The following is a 20,997-nucleotide window of genomic DNA, read 5'->3' as shown; positions in this document are numbered from 1 at the left end:
TGGCACCGCAAGCTACCGTTTTGTTTGTCGGACAGGTTATGGTAGGCGCCTGTGTATCAACATATATAGTGATAGATGCTACATTTGAGTATAATGTACTACCAGGATAAGCTCCGCTAAGCACTTCGTATTGCAAGTAATAGGTTGTGTTGACAGTTGGATTTACAGTTATAGTATTTGTGTTATAGCCGGCTTCCGTTCCGCCCGAAGTGGTCCCCCACCGGCAATTCATATAATCATCATCCTGAATATTTGCACTATTGGCATACAGTATAACAGCTCCTCCGGAACATACCTGTGTAATCGAAGCGCTGATAGAAGGAGTCTTTGGAATGGCTCTATAATTCAATGTACCAGAATATGATGTGCCACTTGCACAGGTATAATAAGTACTTAAAAGGCGGACAGCGGTGCTTCCAGGGGTATAAGTTATCATAGACTCATTTCCTGCGCCATTATTATCGTCGTACGCCAAAAAATATGTGTCACAATTATTTTGTGGATACAGGACAAGATATGTGTCATAACCATAGTTGTACCATTGATAAAAATAATTCGCATCAAGCGACCAATAACTGTATGATCCGCTGTAAAGCCCACTGCCGGATTGAGTCCATTGTATAGCGGTGCCACTTAGTGTGCCTGCTGGAGCGTTGTACGTACAGTTTGTACACTGTGAATACCCTGAACTTAAATTAGAAAAAATTAAAAAAACAAAAAAAAGTGTATAAATTATTAAATGGTTTTTTAATTTTTTACTCAGTAGTGTATATATTTTCCCCATTTTTATAAAAACATATTTTTATTAATAAAAGGATGTCAACAATTACAACAATAATTTATGAATTTAGGTTGTATATAATTGGTATAAAATTATATAAAAAATCTTAAACGAAAATATTTTTATATGGTTTTTGCATTATTTTTTTTATATATTTCTAAAATATTGAAATAATTTTTATGTTTTTTTTGAATTGTTGTTAACAAAAAAAGAGGCTATTTCTATTTTGAGACCACAACGCTTGGTGAAGCTGGCTGGATTAGCTTCGCTTAACCCTGTGGGGAGGAGGTAAAAACAACACCACTTTTACTTCACATTTTCAAATATTTCAGTCTTTAATTTGAAAGCAAACTTTCAGAACCGCTTAAATATTTGAAAAACACCCCTGCGGGGTGCAGAGGTGTTGTTTTGTGGAGCTGGCGGGATTCGAACCCGCGTCCAAACAAGTAGCTGAAATGCTTTCTACATGCGTAGCTTTTACTTGGTTTTCGTGATAAAGCCGGAAAAAAGCCGTCCTACCCTACCCTTATCCCTTAAAGTTTTGCCCGAACATCAGGGCGCTGAACGGACTATCCCCGCATTTACGATGCTTCTGGCGGGACACAGCAGGGAGGAGTTTCCCGGGAAGCAGCCAGCGCTTAATTCTAAATTAAGCAGCTAAGGCGTAATTGTAATCGTTGCCATTTAACTGGCGTGAGCATTGGGATTAACGGGCCACACACACAACGCCCGGCATGCTTACAAGTCCACTAACCTCGCTGTCAAAACCGGTCAGCCCCTTGCAACAGTGCAAAGTTACTATTTTTTTACCACATCCTTCGTGTTATCAATCAACTGAATATTAATATCTTCAGGAATTTCAAATTTCTCAGCAGGAATAACAGGGTTTTCTTCAAGTTTAACGGCCTCCATCTTCACTTCAATTCCGGCTACCGAAGAAACGGCTTTCATTATAAAACCTTTCCAAACATAATACGTCCCTTTCATTTTGGCCGATGTGTGCTCTGCCGTATAAACATCGCATTTTTTATCCAATATCACAGCCGTACCAGTTTTTTTTATATTAAACTTTTTAACCATTTCTTCTGTCAATGCATTGAAATTTACTTTATCAGGGCTGTTTTCATCGAGTTTAATTTTTGTTCCGTTTTTGTCAGCTGTAGTGTAGGTGTACATATAGCCAGAATCGGTTATGGTAATTTGTTTCATGATCTTTCCCAGCAGTTCAATGCTCAACTCGTTACATTGTTTTTTTCCGTAATCATCAAAATACATAATGACATCCTGCTCCATACCCATGGTCTTTGATTTCATGTGCAGTATGGCCGATTTGAGCCCATATCTTTCATAAACGGGTTTCCCTTCATCAGCCAATGCAATGACAGTGTCGCCGGAATTAATATCAGTTTTTTTATCGGAACTACCCGAACAGCCGCTCAAAATAAAGACAACTGCAATAAAAAGCATTTTTAATTTTTTCATAATTGTAGGGTTTTAATAATTACTAAGTGATTTAACATACGGAATCATATCATTCATAAAGTTAAAAAAATCCTGATTGAGGCTGCTGTAATGTTTTTTCAGTTCTCCCGCAGCATCTTTCATCACATAAGTGTTTTTTGTCCGGTAAGACAGCCCCTGAAATAAAATCTCAGGTTATTTGCATCCCTGTAATTTAAAAGCCAGTTTGTCAGCATCATGTGCGGAAACATTAGTTTCATTTGCAAAGGCAGAAAATGATATTTGGACAAAACAATTTTATAAACTTTTGCAACAAAATTACGCAAAGGTAATGGGTGGTATCGTTGCCAGTTTGCCGCAAGGAAGTGGTCGTAAAAAATATCCACAATCACGCCCCCATAAGGTGTATATTTCAAGTCGAGCCGGCTGATGCTTTTCTTGAAATGCAGATTATCATCGGTATAATTATCAATAAGATGGTGCAAGCGAATTCCTTGTCGAATTTTTTCTGAATATCCCGAAGCTTTATTTTTTACGGTATCAGCAATGAAGTTCCCAAGAAGTATATCCCCTTCATCAAATGAAAGATATGCATGCGCCAGATAATTCATCATCAAATAATTCATGCAAATATATTCACTTGCGCTTATACCTGCAATATCTCAACACATAATTCAATAAATTTTTATTTTTGTACGACGAAACATAATGAAATTTAAATAAACTTATGAATAATTTTCAACAGGAAATTTTGCAGGGTATTCCCGATATATTGCCGGAGCCACAGCTTTACGACAAGCAAATAAACCATGCGCCAAAAAGAAAAGATGTACTCAGCGCAGATGAAAAAAAACTTGCGCTTCACAATGCCCTAAGATATTTTGATGCCAGGTACCATAAAGTTCTGGCTCCTGAGTTTCTCAGCGAGCTGAACACTTACGGAAGGATTTACATGTATCGTTTCCGCCCCCGTTATAAAATTTATGCCCGCAATATTGATGAATATCCTCATCGTTCCAGACACGCAGCAGCCATCATGCTCATGTTGTCCAACAACCTTGACAACGCAGTAGCACAACATCCACACGAACTTATCACCTATGGCGGCAACGGAGCTGTTTTCCAAAACTGGTCACAATACCTGCTCACCATGAAATACCTGGCAACAATGACCGACGAACAAACTCTGGTATTGTACTCGGGGCATCCGCTGGGATTATTCCCTTCACATAAAAATGCTCCCAGGCTTGTAATTACTAACGGAATGGTTATTCCAAATTATTCCAAACCCGACGACTGGGAACGCTTTAATGCTCTTGGTGTGTCACAGTATGGGCAGATGACAGCCGGCTCATTTATGTACATTGGCCCGCAGGGCATTGTTCACGGAACAACTATTACCATTATGAATGCCGGAAGAAAAATTGACGCAACAGGCGAAGGCCTTGCAGGAAAACTTTTTGTATCCTCCGGGCTGGGAGGCATGTCGGGGGCTCAGGCCAAAGCATCTGTCATTGCAGGCGCTGTTGGGGTTATTGCGGAAATCAATCCGAAAGCAGTTGAAACACGCCATTCGCAGGGCTGGGTTGATGAAGTGTTTACCAATCTTGATGAGCTTATTGTAAGAATAGAAAAAGCACGCAAAGCAAAAAAAGCCGTTTCAATGGCATACCAGGGCAACATTGTTGATTTATGGGAAAAGCTCATTGAAAAAGATATTCATGTGGACATGGGCTCTGACCAGACTTCCTTGCATAACCCATGGTCCGGTGGGTATTATCCTGCAGGGCTAAATTTTGAAACGTCAAAAGAAATGATGGTAAAGGACCCGGAACTTTTCCGTCAAAAAGTCCAGGAATCATTGCGGCGCCAAGTCAACGCAATTAATGCTCTTGCTACAAAAGGAATGTATTTTTTTGATTATGGTAATGCCTTTTTGCTGGAAGCTTCCAGGGCAGGTGCTGATATTTTAAAACCTAACGGAGACTTTATTTATCCGTCCTATGTTCAGGATATTATGGGGCCTTTATGCTTTGATTATGGTTTTGGCCCGTTTCGGTGGGCATGCACTTCTTCCCGGCCCGAAGATCTTGACAAAACTGACAAGATTGCGATGCAGGTTTTAGAAGAAATATCAAAAAATGCCCCATCAGAAATACAACAACAAATGAAAGACAATATTCTCTGGATAAGAGAAGCCAAGAAAAACAAACTGGTGGTAGGCTCACAGGCAAGGATACTGTATGCCGATGCTACCGGAAGAATAAAAATTGCCGAAGCTTTTAACCAGGCCATAAAAAATGGCGATATTTCAGCACCTGTTGTACTTGGCCGCGACCACCACGATGTTTCCGGAACCGATTCCCCTTACAGAGAAACCTCAAATATTTATGACGGTTCTAAATTTACGGCAGATATGGCCATGCAAAATGTTATTGGCGATGCGTTCCGGGGAGCCACCTGGGTGTCACTTCATAATGGTGGAGGAGTTGGCTGGGGCGAAGTGATAAACGGCGGCTTCGGCATGGTGCTCGATGGCTCTGATGATGCAGACAGGCGATTAAAATCCATGCTTTTCTGGGACGTGAATAACGGCATCGCTCGCAGAAGCTGGGCAAGAAATCCGGGAGCCATATTTACAGCAAAAAGAGCTATGGAATCTGTACCAGAACTGCTTCTTACCCTACCTAATATTGCTGATAAAGATTTAATTGATTCCTTATTTTGATATTGGAACATTTTTTGCTTAAATTAGCAAAAAAAAACAATGATTAATATGAATAAAAGCTTAAGATTATTTATTGTTTTTACCTTGTTTTCTTTACTTATCTTTTCATCATGTGAAGAAATTGATGACCCCAATGAAAATGATGTCAGGGAATCTTATTTAGGCACCTGGAGCTGCCACGAGGCAAGCGGTCTGAATTATAATGTAACCGTACAACTCGACCCTTCAAACAGCGCTCAAATCCTGATATATAATTTTCATTTTCAGGGCAGCAACGAAAAGGTTTATTGCATTGCCACCGCAAACAACCTCACTCTTCCATCACAAACCTATTGCGGCAATACGGTCAACGGCTCCGGAAACCTTGTCAACAGCAATAAATTTACCATGCTGTACTATGTGAATGACAATGCCGATGTGGAAACTGTTGAAGCTACCTATACAAAATAAATCAGGGATTAACGCTCATTATTTTTGATTGCATCTTACTTAATTCAGTAACTACATTCTGATAAATTTTGTAATAATCCTTTATATTCGAATTGTAAAAATTCAGGCTGGCATTGAATTTTTTACTATTCATGTTGTGCTTTTTCATTATAAGGCTGTAATATTTTACCGATAGATTATTAACATCCTGTCCTTGTTGTTCGGCTCTTTTCAGAGCAGCTTCTGCCAGATGAAAATCCACCAGCACAGCAACCATCTTATTCTTGTCCATTACATTTTCGGGTATGGAAGCCCCTTTTTCTTCAGACCCGCAAGAGGCAAGAAACAACAATAACAATAAAGCAAGGGCTTTTCTTTTCATAGAGCAAAATTACAATTTCACATTTAATTAAATGTAAGCCTCATACCATGGGTTTTTTCAGCAACATTTACACCATCATAAACCTTATATCCGTTAACAAAGGTGGCCGTTATTTTAGATGAAAATGTTGTTCCTTCAAGCGGCGACCATTTGCATTTGTAAAGCAATGATTCTGTAATAACAGATGTGGAGGTTTTCAAATCAAGCAACACTAAATCAGCATAATAATTCTTACGAATAAACCCCCTTTTTTGAACTTTAAAACATATGGCAGGATGATGGCACATAAGCTTCGGAATTTCTTCAAGTGATAGTTGTTTTTGATGGGAAAATTCCAGCATCATCAGCAATGAATGTTGTACCAGAGGGCCACCGGAAGGTGCTGAAAAATACGTTTGCATTTTTTCCTCAAAAGTGTGTGGAGCGTGGTCAGTAGCCACAACATCAATAGTCCCGTCAAGAACGGCTTTGAACAATGCTTTGCGGTCCGCTTCGGTTTTTATAGAAGGATTCCATTTTATCAATGTACCTTTTGTGTGATAGGCATCTTCGTTAAACCACAAATGGTGAACGCATACTTCAGACGTTATCTTCTTTTCTTCAAGAGGAATATTGTTGGTAAGAAACGCCAGTTCATCAGCAGTTGACAAATGCAATATGTGAAGTCTTGTGCCAAGTTCATGCGCTAGCATTACAGCCCGCTGAGAAGATTTGAAACATGCTTCTGCGCTCCTTATGGCAGCATGAAATTTAACCGGGACATCCTCACCGTATTTTTGCCTGTAAAACTCAGTGTTCGCCCTTATGGTTGCTTCATCTTCGGAGTGAATGGCAATCAAAAAAGGCAAACTAAAAATCTTTTTTATAGTTTCGGTATTATCTACCAGCATATTTCCCGTAGAAGAACCTAAAAAAACTTTTATGCCGCAATTTTTCGTTGGGTCAAACTGTTTCAGGTGTTCAATATTGTCATTGGAAGCTCCAAGATAAAATGAAAAATTAGCCTGTGAAGTTTTTTCGGCTATCTCATATTTTTGCTCAAGCAACTCCAGTGTGAGTGCAGGAGGCTTTGTGTTGGGCATATCCATAAAACTGGTTACGCCACCTGCAACGGCTGCTGCCGATTCAGAAGCAATATCTCCTTTACGTGTCAATCCTGGTTCCCGAAAATGCACCTGGTCATCAATTACTCCGGGAATGAGAAACATCTCTGAAGCATCAATAACTTCAATATTTTGTTCCCTGGCAAATAAAACGCTGATTGGTATATTTTCCCCTATATCCGCAATAAAATTCCCGATAATAAGGACATCACCGGAAAATGTTTTTCCTTCATTTATAATCGTGGCATTTTTAATAAGGTAATTTTTCTTCATATAAAAAACACAGGCAGTGAACCTGCAACGTTATGAATAAAAAACAATACCATGCTCAGGAAACTTTTTGATATTTTCGGAACCAACTTCTTATTTTCAATGATATTACACCAAAAACAGCTTCTTTAAAAATACCTTTGCTCATCTTCGACTGACCTTCAGTTCTGTCGGTGAAAATGATAGGCACTTCCTGTATTTTAAAACCGTGTTTCCATGTGGTAAATTTCATCTCAATTTGAAAAGCATAACCAATAAAGTGAATTTTATCAAGTTCAATGGTCTCTAAAACCTTGCGGGTATAGCATTTGAATCCGGCTGTAGTGTCACGGATTTTCATGCGGGTAACGAAACGCACATAAGCCGAAGCATAATAAGACATCAGGACCCTTCCCATGGGCCAGTTTACAACATTAACACCGTTGATATAACGTGAGCCTATTGACATATCGGCTCCATTTTTTGCACAGGCATCATAAAGCCTTATTAAATCATCGGGATTATGAGAAAAATCGGCATCCATCTCAAAAACATAAGTGTAGGAACGCTGCAAAGCCCACCTGAACCCATGTATGTATGCCGTGCCAAGGCCAAGTTTCCCTTTGCGCTCTTCGATAAATAGCCTGCCGGGGAATTCATTCATAAGTGTTTTAACAATATTGGCGGTGCCGTCAGGAGAATTGTCTTCAACGATGAGTATGTGGAAATCTTTAGGAAGTGAAAAAACCTTACGGATAATTTTTTCAATATTTTCCTTTTCGTTATAAGTTGGTATGATGATTACGCTGTCTGACAAAATTTATTTTTTAATGGTTGGGTAACAAATTTATCATTTTTTTATTATTTATAAAGAAAATCTTTTAAAGAAAATTGATTTTTGTGTTCTTAAAAGGTCTTTTTATTATTTTTGACAAAAAAACTTCTCTTAATTCGTTAAATAATTAAAATCACAACCATGAAAAAAATTACTTTGTTTTTTTTATCTGCTTTTCTGCTTTGCTTCACAGGCCTGAAAGCACAAGTCATCATTTCCCAAATTTATGAAGGTTCTTCATATAACAAATTTATTGAAATTACCAATATCGGGACAAGCGCCGTGGACTTGACAAGCCCTCAGTTGACTATTAAGACTTATAACAACAAAGCTGAAATTGGCGCAAATAATCCGACTTATACAAGAAACCTGACGGGAACTCTTGCCCCGGGACAATGCTTAATTATAAGGCATAAAGATGCTGCCAGCCCCGCTTATGCGGTAAGTTATACCCCCGGAGACACTGCTATGGTAGCAAATTTCAACGGTCAGGGAAGCGATGCAACAAATACCGATATTGTAACATTAAACAATGGAACCACCCTGCTAGATGTTTTTGCCTGGGGCACTTTTCAGTATGCAAATAAATCTTATTATAGAAATTTAGCAATTACAGCACCAAATTCCACATGGACATTAAGCGAATGGACGGAAACCACAACGGCTGTTGTTGACGGAGCCGCCACAGAAACTATCGAGCGCTTAGGCTATCACGGGGCTGTTTCAACAGACCCTGTTATTTCCATTTTATATCCTGCTGACGGTTCAACTGTTTACACTGCTGATATTGATGTTACTTTTTCCTTATTTAATTTTATAATGAATACTGATGGACATATTCATTATACCGTTGATGGCGGAAGTGTCAATGAGTATACACTCACTGACCCGATTTCTATAACAGGACTTACAAACGGTGCTCACAAGGTGGTAATGACTTTGGTTGACAACAGCCACAACCCGCTCACCCCGAATGTTGCAGATAGTACTACCTTTACTGTTAACCTTTCGGGGCCAACCATCACACCTATTTATGATATTCAATACACCACCCTGCCTAACGGGGATTCCCCTCTCAATGACTCTGTATTAACGACTACAGGTATTGTTACAGCTACACATGCATTGGGATATTTTATTCAGGACGGCACCGACCCCTGGAACGGACTCTATGTTTACGACAATTCTCATTCTCCTGCTCTTGGCGACAGTATTGTATTAACAGGCTTAGTTTCAGAATATAACAACTTAACCGAGCTAAAAACTATTACATATTTTAATACTCCTGCAACCGGCAAGCCTTTGCCAACTCCAGTTTCACTAACAACCACAACGGTAAAAACCGAGCAATATGAAGGCATGCTTGTGAATGTGATAGACGCTCCCTGCACTTATGTGCACACATCGGGCTGGTGGGAAGTTATTCAAAATTCCGACACCCTTGAAATTGGAAATTTGATTTTCGGGTTCCCCACTGCTGTAGTTGGCAGCTACTATGATGTTACCGGGGTTGTTTATTTCACATGGGGTGATTTTGTTCTTGAACCAAGAGACATTAATGATATTACTTTACACAGCAGTATTGAAGAAAATACCGGCAATTATTTCAGCATATATCCCAATCCGGTTAGCGATGTCATCAACATCAAAACTGAAAAGAAAATCAATAAAATTACTGTTATCAATCTTCTGGGAGAAAAAGTTTTTGAATATAACGTAACTGAACAAAACTCCAAAATATTTGTAACAAACCTGCAAAACGGAATTTACTTCCTGAGTTTTATGAATGGCAATACTATAGAGGGAACCCGTACATTTATTAAACAATAAGTAGATACATAATCATTTGAAAGCTGCTCCACAATGGGGCAGCTTTTTTTATTTCAAAATAATAATCTTTCCGGTCTCAAAAAAATTTAATTTGTCTTTCACTTTGTATAAATAAATTCCACTGTTCAGCTCCTGCAATTTTATTTTTTGAAAAAAGCCGCTTTTCAGGTTAGTGGCAAAAATTCTTTTTCCCATGATATCGAAAAACTCAAAAAAACTATCTTTTTGAGTATAGTTAAATATCGTAAAAGCTCCGTCATTAGGGTTTGGTGATATTCTAACATCTCCGGTTTGCTTTTTATTTTCATCTAAGCCGCTATACACACCAAATCCGAATTTGTTCGCCCATTCGGGCTTATCAATAAAAGGATTACGGTTTTGTTGTAATGAATGTATGTAATCATTTCTGGCTATTTCATAATTATCCGGAGGGTCTTGTAAATTCCATTGTTTCAGAAGGCTTTCGTTCTGCCCATACATTGTTGCAGAATCAATAACCGTTGGCAAATACCAGTCGTTTCCGTTCACACCGTCATAGCATAGTATCTGATAAAACATCGATCTTGCGCAATCACCTTTTATCTTGTCGCGGGGCTCGAAAACGACATTTCCCGAAGAATCGAGGCCTTTTTTTGCATCTAAATATTGATATTGAATTGTAACAACTTTTCCAAGGGGATAATTAAGACGGTACACATTAATTTTATTCTGGTTGACTGGCATCAGGTTGTGATAGTCACTATATTCAGGAAAGTCGGTAAAGTTGGCATCATTAGAGGTAGGCATCCAACTCTGGCAGAAATTATGCTCCCTGCTAAAATACAGAAAAGCAAAAGGTTCGCTGTACACATAATTTTCTCCAGAGTAAGCACATGTGATTACTTTTCTTGAATATCCATCGGTAAGTGTATCACGGCTTTCAAAATTATCCACAAGATAAGAGGTGTAATTGCTGTAATATTGAGAATAATGGTTGTTGATAAGTGTATGAAGGTCTTGCCATAATGTTGGTGAAAGTTCATCAATGCTGTCATAATAATCCTCTATCATATTTTCGGGTGTGGTTGTATCTGCCGCAGCTATGGCTGAAGTAAGATAATTTTCATACCCCTGAAAACCGTTAAGAGAAAATATTTTTATATAGTAATGAGTATTGGCTATTACATTGGATGGGTAAAAATATCCGGCAGGCCCGATATAAGACACCTGAGCGCCACCTATATATTCCCCCTTCCGATAGCTTTGCCCGTCAAGTGGTTGTTCTGTTATTGGTGAAGATTTTTTCAGTACAAGGTATTTTTCCGGCGGAGTGGTCCCGTCAGAAAAATTCACACGGAATTTATATGATTTGACATACGAAAAATTGAGGTTTGTGGCTGCCTGTGTGGGTTCGGTAGCACAACATCCGTTCACAGCCCATAGGTTCAAAATATAAGGATTGTTGCCGGAGTCGTTGTTGCTGATACTTATACTTGCTGTTTTAGTTCCTGAAGCTCCTGATGGGCTAAAATGTACTGCAAGGAATACCGAGTCATTGGGTGGAATATTTAGTGGAATATCCGGGCAAGAGAACATCGAAGCATCTACCCCGCTGAAAACTGCAGAGTTAAGCCTAAGAGTGGAATCGGTTCCCTGATTTATCACTATAAAATTTACCGGAGAAGCGTTGCCGTAAACTGCTGTACCTCCCGATGGAATAAAAATATTATTCAGTTTAATCTTTATGTATGCCTCAGGGCCGGGGGGTAATGGTGTAATCATAATATCATCTACAGCCACATTACCACCTGATTTGTTTGTATATATAAACCTGACATAACGTGTTACTGATAGTAGTTTTTCTTTAAAAGGCTGAGCAGTTTGTAAACTGCTATTAGGAATATTGGCATTTGTAAAAATTCTCACATCAGTCCATGTACTGCCGTTTTGTGATTGCTGAACGGAAAAAGTACCCCCTGAAAAAGAGGCGCCGCGTAAATAATATTTCAGGCTATCAGGTTTGTCAACAAAATGAACGGTTATATACTTCCCTGTTGCTTCAAATTTTGCTGCATTGGGTGGCGAATGATAATAAGCCGATGAAACATAATAGTCAGATATATTAGTTGTCCATCCGTCCGGGATAGATTCCGGGGAGCAGTCCCAGGATGCCGGTAGCAATGTCTGTGCCTGGATAACAAACGGTAATAAAAATCCAAACAACACAATTAGAATTTTTCCGGATAGTTTTTTCATTATTCAGGAATTAACATAAAATTACAAAGTTTTTATACCGGGTTTTATCACAACAAAAAGGGGTTATTCTTTTGAAAACAACCCCCTTTGAAAGTATTGCATTTATATTAATTGTGAGATCCAGTTATCAAAATGCCTCCTACCTCCCATGTAGCCGCACCGGCAGTAGTAGATAAATATTTAAACGCAATATGCACGTTAGTACCGTTTATTGCCGAGAGGTCAACATCCCCGGAAGTAGTTTTAACCCATCCACCCGATGAAAGTGTCATTCCGGTGATTTCTGTCCACGTTGCCAGCGTGGGATTCCCGGATGAATAGTCTGTAGAGAAATAAAGGCGGAGGGAACCATCGCCTGCTGTGCCATAATTCATCATGGTAAAGAAATTAAGTTTTTCATTGGTGAAATTATCCAGGTTCAGAGAAGGCGAAATCAGCCAGTCTTCGTTATCGATTGCCGATCCTGAAAATCCTGACATTTTTGCAAAAGTATCATCGTTATATGTTGACTGCGCCCATACCTGTGCTCCGGTTACACTATATTGTGAAAAAGTTCCAAGAGAGCCAACTGTTGCAAAAGGTTCGCTTAAAACAATAGCAGCATTGAAATCAAAACCACTAAGGTCGTTTAAATCTCGCAGATAAAGTTGTAAATCGCCGTTGAAAACACTCAGTATGCCATAAACGGTGCCTATGCCCCCCGGGATGATATTGGCTGCAAAATTTGCATAATTGCTGGTTCTTACAATCAAAGTATTTGCCCCATCAGTAATTGTACGGTTGGTTGTTCCTGTTGACAATGAAAAAGTTTGTCCCACTTCAACGAAGCTCATATTTTCAAGTTTGATAAGCATTCCCAGATGAGCGTCTGTTATAGCTGGGATGGTCAACAATTCAGCCTCAGGCGTTGTCCCGGGTAATCCATTGCGAAACAAATGTTGGTCAATATAAATGTCGGGAATCCGGCCGATTTCTCCGTTGTAAATAGCTCCAAGCTGTGTCATTCCTCCATAATCCCCCAAAAATAAACCCTGGCATTTGATAAACACCTGTTGACCCACTTTGAAAATATTATAAAGACTTGTCCGGTCAAGGCCAATATACAATCCACCAGAAGTATCCTGTATATAAAGGCTTTTATAAATATTCCCCGATTCATCGTTGGCTGTAACGATACCAGACACATAAACATTATCATTTATACTATCAAGGGCACCTAAAACGGTATGGCGGGCTTTCAGTTCACTGATGTTAATGAGTGTTGCTCCATCAGGTAAGGTAAAAGTCGGTATTTCAACCGGAGGAATATCAAAGTTTTTCTTGCAGCTTGTGGCAATTAACATAGAAGCAATAATTGCAAGCACCCATACTTTTTTTATCTCAAAAAATGTTTTCATAACCTATAATTTATTTTTTATTTTAATATCTGAATGTAATCATAATGAAATATGTCCTGCCAAAGCCATAATAGTATTTTGCAGGAAACTTGTCAATATTTTTTGTTTCATAATCAAACCTGAGCTGCTCATAGCCGGAGGTAATCATTTTTTTATTATCAAGAATGTTGCTGACACTGGCATTTATCCCGATATAGTACTTTTTAAAAGCAAATGTTTTGCCTAAAGACGCATCCAGTGTAAACTGGGGTTTTTCGTATGCCAGATGTTGCTCAGTAATAGTAATAATTTGCGGGTCATCGGGCATCAGACCATCAAGAGCTTGTGAAGTGCGGCGGCTGGGATTAAAATCAACCCAATTGTTTGCAAAGATATTTGCATTGACATTAGCATACCATGTCTCATTTACATTTTTAATCCAGTTTACAGGATAAGCCAGTTTCAAACCCAGAGAGCCTGCGGCTTGTGGTGTGCCATTTACAAAAAAGTTTTTACAATAGATTTTTTGTGTCGAATCAGGCTGCGAACCATTTTCAACAGACATGAACGCAGACGGCTGATTTGAATACCTGTACTCTCCATAAGAACCTGCTGCAACAACTGACAATTCTGGAATTATTTTCACTTCAACACCTAATTCAATACCCATATGCGTTTTGTTTATACCCACCATCATATAGTTAACAAAAGTCTGTAGGTCATCATGATAAAAACTATTGTATTTGGTGTCATCCCAGAATTGTGTGTAAAACCCGGTAAGCCTGGCTTTCACAACAGGATAACGGATAATATAACTCAAATCAGTACTAAAAATCTTTCGGGGTCTAATGTCGCTTATGGCTGTATTTCTTACCCTTGGCGAGATATAAATGTCGTTAAAAGACGGGGCCATAGTCATGTAAGCGCCATTAAGTGCAATATAATGTCTGCCGGTTGGTTTATAAGTAACACCGGCTTTAACAGCGTAGTCGAAAAAGCTATGTTTTGCCGACTTCCCGTATGAATCATCAGGGAAGCGTCCGTTTTTCATTTTTCCGTCTCTCCACAGCTGTGTACCGGAAAGTTTAATTCCAGCAAAGAAATCAAAGTGATTAAAAGAAAATTCACTAAGCGCCCAAATGTTTGCAGAATTAATATGCACATCATAGTCATACCCGAAAACATCTCCTTTATATTTTTTCTCCCCGGGGTTATTTAAGTCGTTTTGTAACATATTTGTATCTGAAGGAAAGTCTCGTTCAGAGTACTGGTCAACATCAATCCAGTAGCCTGTGTAAGGCTCTCCCGTAGTTACGTCTGTCATTCCGTCAAGCATATCATTTATGACTTTGTAGTTACGGCTTTTATATAGGTTAATATTCAACCCTCCGCTGAAAAATATATGTTTGTTAATTTCGTAATTCAGGTGTGATGAAAGTGCTTCCTGCCAGTGGTCAAGACGGCGTTCTTCAAGGATATATTTTGCCTGGTCACCACTGAGATAGCTAAGATAATTTATCTGATACAACTCATTCCAGTTAATTTGCCTGACATTTTCATCTGTTTTCCATGCATTGATAATATCCTGAACCAAGAGGGGATCTGCAGCTGTTTCCGGGTCAACATTTTCCTGCCAGCTTGGAAGGTACCTGTAATAATCAGGGCGCGGGTCAGCGGCATTGTACCAGTTAAGAGCAGTAGTGCCTGTCCTGCCGAAGCTGAAACCAAATGTTGTTGTGAGCTTTATTTTATCATTAATATCATAATAGTGCGACAACATTAACACCGGTTCATGGCTGTTTCTTATACGTGCATTGCGGACTTTCCCTTCCTGCCAACCCCAGTTTGGATTGTAATAATTGTCTTCCAGCATGTCATAAATTTCCTGTACGGCAGCCGACTGCATACCTCTTTTTGCTGGCGCCCCAAAGCCCGTAAATGAGATAAAATGTTTTTTCCCGATCTTCTTTTCTACAGAAAGAAAATAGGAATATGCCTCGTACGGGGTTCCTTCAACATATCCGTGGTTACCAAGCCTTGTTGACAAGGAAGCTGTTACTGCCCAGCCGTTTTTCATGAGGCCGGTAGAACCGGTGAGCATGGCACGGTGCTGATATGTCCGGTTTGAAAAAGCGTACGACAGCTTAATCTGTTTTCGCTGGTGAGAAGCCCTCACATCAATATCCTGTGTACCGATTAAAGTGCCAAAAGAAAAACGTGTCGGGCTAAGGCCGTAAGAGCTTTCTTTGAAACGCGTGGCATCGTTAAGCCCGCCCCAGTCCGAAAAACTTGGCCTGCCGGTTTCGGGGTCATTCATGGATAGCCCGCTGATTAATACTTCTGAATATTCGTTGTCATAACCACGGGGGCGAAAATAACCGGCACTGAGTGTATACCCTGATACCGAAACAAATGCATCTGTGGAAGAATGTAATAGACCTGCAACATACTGGTCTTTGACTTCATCTTCCGAAACCACACTTCCTGCAGCAGCATCTGTATATCCATCTGAAACGAAGTTATTATGACCGGAGTAAGATATTTCAACCATTCCCAGATTGAAAACAGGAGATGCAACATTTGAATTAATGGCCCTATATTCATAGCCGTCAACACTAAAAATAATTCGTACCTGCGCATATTGCTCAATTTCTATTGAAAATTTACCATCAGTTCCGGTAAGAGTATTTTTTTCACCCACCGATACATTCACACCTTGAATAGGGGTTCCTGTGTAATCTACTACTTTGCCTTGTATAATGGCTTTCTGAGCAATAAGATAATTTGCCGTTAAAAATGTCAGGAAAAACAACAATAATGCCTTTTTCATATGTAATATTTAGAATTCATTATTTATTATCATGGATAAAATTCAGAAAATATACCCAAACAAAGATAATTATTTAAAGGCAAAAAAAAATAATTTAAAGTTTTTTTAATCAAAAGGATTAATTTTGATACTTATATATTGTTAACAACTTTATTTATGCTTAAAAAACTGACTTTGTTTGTTACTATAATTCTACAAGTATCCCTTTTAAATGCACAGGATAAAAAGCTTTCGATAGCAATAATTGCTTTTTATAATGTTGAAAATCTTTATGACATTTACGATGACCCTCTTACCGATGATGCGGAATTTTTACCCGATGGTAGCCAGAAATGGGATTTGGATAAATACAATTTAAAACTTCAGCGTCTATCGGAAGTTATTTCAAAAATCGGACAGGACATAGTTCCTGATGGACCTGCTATTATAGGCCTTTCAGAAATAGAAAACCGTACCGTCCTTGAAGACCTTGTCAATTCTGACGCGCTAAAAGCAAAAAATTATGGCATTATTCATTATAATTCCCCTGACCGACGCGGTGTTGATGTGGCTTTACTATATCAGAAAAGCCGCTTTGTTCAGGAAGGAAGTAAACCATATACATTGTCAACATCTGATAAATCATTCCTTACCCGTGACCAGCTGCTTGTATGGGGAAAACTTGACGGAGAACGATTTTATTTTTTGATTAATCACTGGCCTTCACGCCGCGGGGGCGAAAAAAGAAGCGCTCCGAAACGCATAGCAGCAGCTATGTTATCAAGAAATATTGTTGACTCCCTGAAACAAAATAACTCTGATGTAAAAATTGTTATCATGGGTGACCTTAACGATAATCCGAATAATGCCAGCATCAGGAAATATCTCAATGCGAAAACCTCCAAAGATAAAGTTGTTTCCGGCGACCTGTTTAACCCGATGTACAAATTGTTTATGGATGGCGTAGGTTCTTATGCGTATCGCGATTCATGGGACCTCTATGACCAGATTATTGTTTCGTCAACACTTACCGGAAAAGAATACAAAAGTTACAAGTTTATCAAAGCCAAAGTTTTTAACGAGCAATTCCTGAGGCAGAAAACCGGCACATTTACAGGTTACCCATGGCGCACTGTAGCTGGAGGCCAATATATTATGGGTTACAGCGACCACTTTCCGGTTTATGCCATCTTTGGCCGCGAAGCCGAATAATTATTTAAAAAATATTATGATTCGTTTTATTAAACTCTTTTTCCTGTTGCTTATAATTCTGACAGGAACTGTTAAGATATTTGCACAAACACGCATTTCGGCAGAAACTATGATTTTTCTGGCCGACCTTAACAAATCAATGTCAAAAACGGATAATATTCCGGACAGCGATATCTGCAACAAATATGCAATAACAAAGCGCAACGGGGTTTATTATATATCCTGCCTTGCACTTGTCAACGAACAATTTAATCAAACTATCCTGGAAACTGAAGGTATGAAAATTGGGTCACGAACAGGAGACATTATCACGCTGCGCATCCCGCTGAAAAAAATTCACATGATCAGTAAACTCCCCGGCATTTCATACCTTGAGGTTGCCGGAAAAATATCCCCAGCCCTAAATCGTGCTGTAAAAGATACCCGTGTAGATAGTGTGTGGCAAGGTATTGACCTTCCTATGCCATTTACAGGCAAAGATGTCCTTATCGGCATCACCGACTGGGGTTTTGATTATACACATCCGATGTTTTATGACACCACATTGTCGCATACACGCATTGTAAAAGCATGGGATCAGTTTCGCAATGCGGGGCCGCCACCTGCAGGCTTTTCTTATGGAACTGAGATTGCAGGAGAGGCAGACCTGCTGTTGGCACAGTGCGACACATTTAATGTTTATGAATGGGCCACACACGCTTCACATGTGGCAGGCATCTGCGGCGGCAGCGGTGCGGGTACCATATATCGCGGTGTAGCATACGAGGCCGAATATCTTATGGCTACTTTCCTGGTTGACATGGCGGCAGTGCTGGATGCTTACAACTGGATGGCAGATTATGCATCAAGTGTAATCAAGCGTTTAGTGATAAACCAAAGCTGGGGGCTTTACTATGCCGGCAACCTTGACGGCACATCATTGTTAAGCCAGGCTATTGACCAACTGTCATTACAGGGTGTGGTCTTTGTTGCCGCTGCCGGGAACAACGGCGATGTAAAATTTCATCTGGCACATTCATTTAATGGTATCAGCGACACGTTGAGAACACAGGTGAATTTCGACAGTTACTCCTATTATCCAAAAATGTGGGGGCAGTCGGTAACCATATGGGGTGAACCAGAGCATAAGTTTGATGTAAGCTTGAAAGTATACAATACATCGTATAGCCTACTTGATCAATCATCTTTTTATTCAACCGCCGATTCTTCTGTTTATTACATTGAGGACAGCATTATTATTGGCGCCGACACCATCTTTTACAATATTTCCAGTGATTCTTCAAATCCATTGAACAACCGGCCGCATATGCGCATACGGATACGTAACCTGAAAACAGGCACATACAAAATAGTGCTTTTCGCCTCTGCTGATTCCGGAGTAATAAACTGCTGGAATGTGATCGAACTCATAAATGATGTCGGCAACTGGGGTTCAGCTTTTTCCAATGCCCAGCCCGGTTGGGTGAACGGCGATTATTATTGCGGTGTAGGAGAACCTGCCTGTTCACAAAGCATCATCAGTGTTGCAGCTTATAATTCCGAATACTATGCCGGCGGAAATTTGTATGGGGGAACTTTAGCTTCCTTCTCAAGTTATGGACCTACATTCGATGGAAGGCTTAAACCCGATATTTCTGCCCCCGGAGTGGGAGTTATTTCATCCTTGTCATCATTCACCAACGGCAGCTACCCTAATCCTGTAACTACAGTTGAATTTGGCGGGAGAACATATAAATTTATGGGCTTCTCTGGCACATCTATGTCATCACCTATGGTAACCGGCATTGTTGCTTTGATGTTGCAGGCCAATCCAAGCCTGACTCCCGAACAAGTAAAAGATATCATTATTCAGACGGCACGCGAAGATAATCGCACAGGAGCTATTCCTGACACGGGAAGCTACCGCTGGGGATGGGGAAAAATACACGCCTGGAGGGCAGTGAAGATGGCTTATGCAGGAATAAATGAAAATAATGCAGAATCAAATTTCTTAGTCTATCCAAACCCTGCAGAGAATATCATTTATCTGCTGGGCGATGTAACATCATCATCGCTGACCGTGAACATTTACAATTCTTTAGGGCAGCCGGTAGCCACTCATAATTTGAACAACAGAAATACCATTGATATTAGCGGACTGAATTCAGGAATTTACTTTGTTGAAATTATTGATACCATAAGCAGAAAAAATATAAAATTTATTAAGCAGTAATCAACAATAGCTTGCAATAATTCCTTCCATTACAAACAACATTGATTATTTGTAATACCGCAATGAGCTTAAAAGTTTTTTACCGAATCATACTTAAAACTCCACCACAAACTCAACACGCCTGTTTTTGGCGCGTCCGGAAGCAGTGCTGTTATCTTCAACCGGTTTGGTCTCGCCATAGCCAAAAGCTTTCATGCGTGCTGCATCAATTCCTTTGTTCACCAGGTAGCCCTTTACAGCGTCAGCACGTTTTTGCGATAATAGCATGTTTGAAGCATCATCGCCTACGTTATCGGTGTGCCCGTTAATGATAAGGTTGTACTCCTTGTTCTCCTTCATGATATTTACCACATTGTTGAGTATCGGGTATGACACAGAACGTATGACATCTTTGCCGGTTTCAAACTGTATCCCCTGCAATGCTTTGCGGAATATTTCCTTCACTTCCTGCTTCACTTCGGGGCAGCCTTTGTTTTCGGGTATGCCTTTTACTTCAGGGCATTTATCAAGATAATCGGGAATGCCGTCGCCGTCTTTGTCGGGGCAACCATCTAGTTCTTTCAGGCCTTTGATATCGGGACATTTGTCAAGGTAATCAACAATACCATCGTTGTCATTATCCAACGGGCAACCTCTGGTATCCACCTTTACATTTTCAGGCGTTCCGGGGCATTGGTCGTCTTTATCTATAACGCCGTCATTGTCGGTGTCGGGGCAGCCAGCAAACTTTGCAAGGCCTTTCACTTCCGGGCATTTATCTAAATAATCGGCAATGTCGTCGCCGTCAGTATCCAGCGGGCAGCCTTTGGCATCCACTTTAACATTTTCGGATGTGCCCGGGCAGGCATCATCGCTATCTACAACGCCATCATTGTCAGTGTCGGGGCAGCCACTGAATTTCAACAGCCCTTTGACCTCCGGACATTTGTCATCTTTGTCAGGTATGCCATCGGCATCTGTGTCTTTTGCTTTGCCAAAGTTAAAAGCAAGGCTGAGGTCGTGCTGAAGATAACTGTCATCGTCCTTGCGGGCATAGTGGTCAACCTTGTCGTAGTTAGAATAAATGAATTTTTCCTGAAAACGCAGTGTCATATAAGGAAGAAAGTGATAAGAAAGCCCGATACCGCATGTCGGTAAAGCAACATTATGCCAGGTTTCATCACTGTGTTTATCGTTAAAGTTCATATAACCTATTCCGAAGAAAATATAGGGCGACAATTTAAATTCATCGTTTCCGAGAAATTTGAAACGAGCCGTTAAATCAACATCTAAAAGTGACGAATGTATGTACGGGCCTGTTGCAGGGTTTATGGACTTTGATTTGCCATAACCGATACTGCCGTAGTTACCTGCCA

Annotated in this window: 14 protein-coding genes, 1 other RNA gene and 2 pseudogenes; 5 read left to right on the top strand and 12 right to left on the bottom strand. The window is 39.8% G+C overall.

Annotated elements, in window-relative coordinates:
* The 4 genes and pseudogenes from M0R16_10950 to M0R16_10935 all read right to left on the bottom strand — a co-directional run.
* The coding region (locus M0R16_10950; protein ID MCK9613389.1) for a hypothetical protein at window positions 1-784 on the bottom strand (784 nt) is incomplete at its 3' end.
* Window positions 785-1,189: 405 nt separating this feature from the next.
* Window positions 1,190-1,560, bottom strand: a transfer-messenger RNA (tmRNA) gene (gene ssrA, locus M0R16_10945).
* Between the two features lie 19 nt (window positions 1,561-1,579).
* Window positions 1,580-2,263 carry a hypothetical protein gene (locus M0R16_10940; protein MCK9613388.1) on the bottom strand — a complete coding sequence of 228 codons (684 nt, stop codon included), beginning with the start codon at window positions 2,261-2,263 and terminating at the stop codon, window positions 1,580-1,582.
* A 12-nt stretch (window positions 2,264-2,275) separates the two neighbouring features.
* Window positions 2,276-2,853: pseudogene (locus M0R16_10935) on the bottom strand (acyl carrier protein phosphodiesterase).
* Between the two features lie 116 nt (window positions 2,854-2,969).
* Between M0R16_10935 and M0R16_10930 the strand changes: the two are divergent.
* Together M0R16_10930 and M0R16_10925 are read left to right on the top strand one after the other, a co-directional pair.
* Entirely contained in the window at window positions 2,970-4,970 is a 2,001-nt protein-coding gene (locus M0R16_10930; GenBank protein ID MCK9613387.1) for a urocanate hydratase, read from the top strand.
* A gap of 48 nt (window positions 4,971-5,018) precedes the next feature.
* Complete coding sequence (locus M0R16_10925; GenBank protein ID MCK9613386.1) at window positions 5,019-5,420, top strand: hypothetical protein; 402 nt, start codon at window positions 5,019-5,021, stop codon at window positions 5,418-5,420.
* A 1-nt stretch (window position 5,421) separates the two neighbouring features.
* Here M0R16_10925 and M0R16_10920 read toward each other — a convergent pair whose 3' ends face one another.
* From M0R16_10920 to M0R16_10910, 3 genes are read right to left on the bottom strand one after another with little or no spacing between them, the layout of a single operon-like run.
* Window positions 5,422-5,781: a DUF4296 domain-containing protein gene (locus M0R16_10920; protein ID MCK9613385.1), complete on the bottom strand. Its 360-nt coding sequence runs from the start codon at window positions 5,779-5,781 to the stop codon at window positions 5,422-5,424.
* Window positions 5,782-5,804: 23 nt separating this feature from the next.
* Window positions 5,805-7,157, bottom strand: a complete 1,353-nt coding sequence (locus tag M0R16_10915) for a dihydroorotase (protein MCK9613384.1) — start codon at window positions 7,155-7,157, stop codon at window positions 5,805-5,807.
* A 55-nt stretch (window positions 7,158-7,212) separates the two neighbouring features.
* A complete protein-coding gene (locus M0R16_10910) occupies window positions 7,213-7,950 on the bottom strand; it encodes a polyprenol monophosphomannose synthase (protein MCK9613383.1) in 738 nt (245 codons plus the stop codon).
* 159 nt (window positions 7,951-8,109) lie between these two features.
* Between M0R16_10910 and M0R16_10905 the strand changes: the two genes are divergently transcribed.
* Entirely contained in the window at window positions 8,110-9,798 is a 1,689-nt protein-coding gene (locus tag M0R16_10905; GenBank protein MCK9613382.1) for a DUF6130 family protein, read from the top strand.
* Between the two features lie 48 nt (window positions 9,799-9,846).
* Here M0R16_10905 and M0R16_10900 read toward each other — a convergent pair whose 3' ends face one another.
* The 3 genes from M0R16_10900 to M0R16_10890 form a co-directional block, all read right to left on the bottom strand.
* On the bottom strand, window positions 9,847-12,033 hold the full coding sequence (locus tag M0R16_10900) for an endonuclease (protein ID MCK9613381.1): 2,187 nt from the start codon (window positions 12,031-12,033) through the stop codon (window positions 9,847-9,849).
* 107 nt (window positions 12,034-12,140) lie between these two features.
* On the bottom strand, window positions 12,141-13,430 hold the full coding sequence (locus M0R16_10895) for a DUF5689 domain-containing protein (GenBank protein MCK9613380.1): 1,290 nt from the start codon (window positions 13,428-13,430) through the stop codon (window positions 12,141-12,143).
* Window positions 13,431-13,452: 22 nt separating this feature from the next.
* Window positions 13,453-16,239 (bottom strand): carboxypeptidase-like regulatory domain-containing protein, encoded by a 2,787-nt coding sequence (locus M0R16_10890; GenBank protein MCK9613379.1) that lies wholly within the window; start codon window positions 16,237-16,239, stop codon window positions 13,453-13,455.
* Between the two features lie 156 nt (window positions 16,240-16,395).
* Between M0R16_10890 and M0R16_10885 the strand changes: the two genes are divergently transcribed.
* Window positions 16,396-17,430: an endonuclease/exonuclease/phosphatase family protein gene (locus tag M0R16_10885; GenBank protein ID MCK9613378.1), complete on the top strand. Its 1,035-nt coding sequence runs from the start codon at window positions 16,396-16,398 to the stop codon at window positions 17,428-17,430.
* Window positions 17,431-17,446: 16 nt separating this feature from the next.
* Window positions 17,447-19,642 carry a S8 family peptidase gene (locus M0R16_10880; GenBank protein ID MCK9613377.1) on the top strand — a complete coding sequence of 732 codons (2,196 nt, stop codon included), beginning with the start codon at window positions 17,447-17,449 and terminating at the stop codon, window positions 19,640-19,642.
* A gap of 93 nt (window positions 19,643-19,735) precedes the next feature.
* Here M0R16_10880 and M0R16_10875 read toward each other — a convergent pair whose 3' ends face one another.
* Together M0R16_10875 and M0R16_10870 are read right to left on the bottom strand one after the other, a co-directional pair.
* On the bottom strand, window positions 19,736-20,287 hold the full coding sequence (locus M0R16_10875) for an OmpA family protein (GenBank protein ID MCK9613376.1): 552 nt from the start codon (window positions 20,285-20,287) through the stop codon (window positions 19,736-19,738).
* A gap of 291 nt (window positions 20,288-20,578) precedes the next feature.
* A pseudogene (locus M0R16_10870) lies at window positions 20,579-20,734 on the bottom strand (hypothetical protein).
* Between the last annotated feature and the right edge of the window lie 263 nt (window positions 20,735-20,997).

The sequence above is a fragment of the Bacteroidales bacterium genome, from assembly GCA_023228145.1.
Classification (GTDB): domain Bacteria; phylum Bacteroidota; class Bacteroidia; order Bacteroidales; family CAIWKO01; genus CAIWKO01.
Note: the sequence above shows the minus strand (reverse complement) of the source record. Positions and strands in the feature narration are given on the sequence as shown.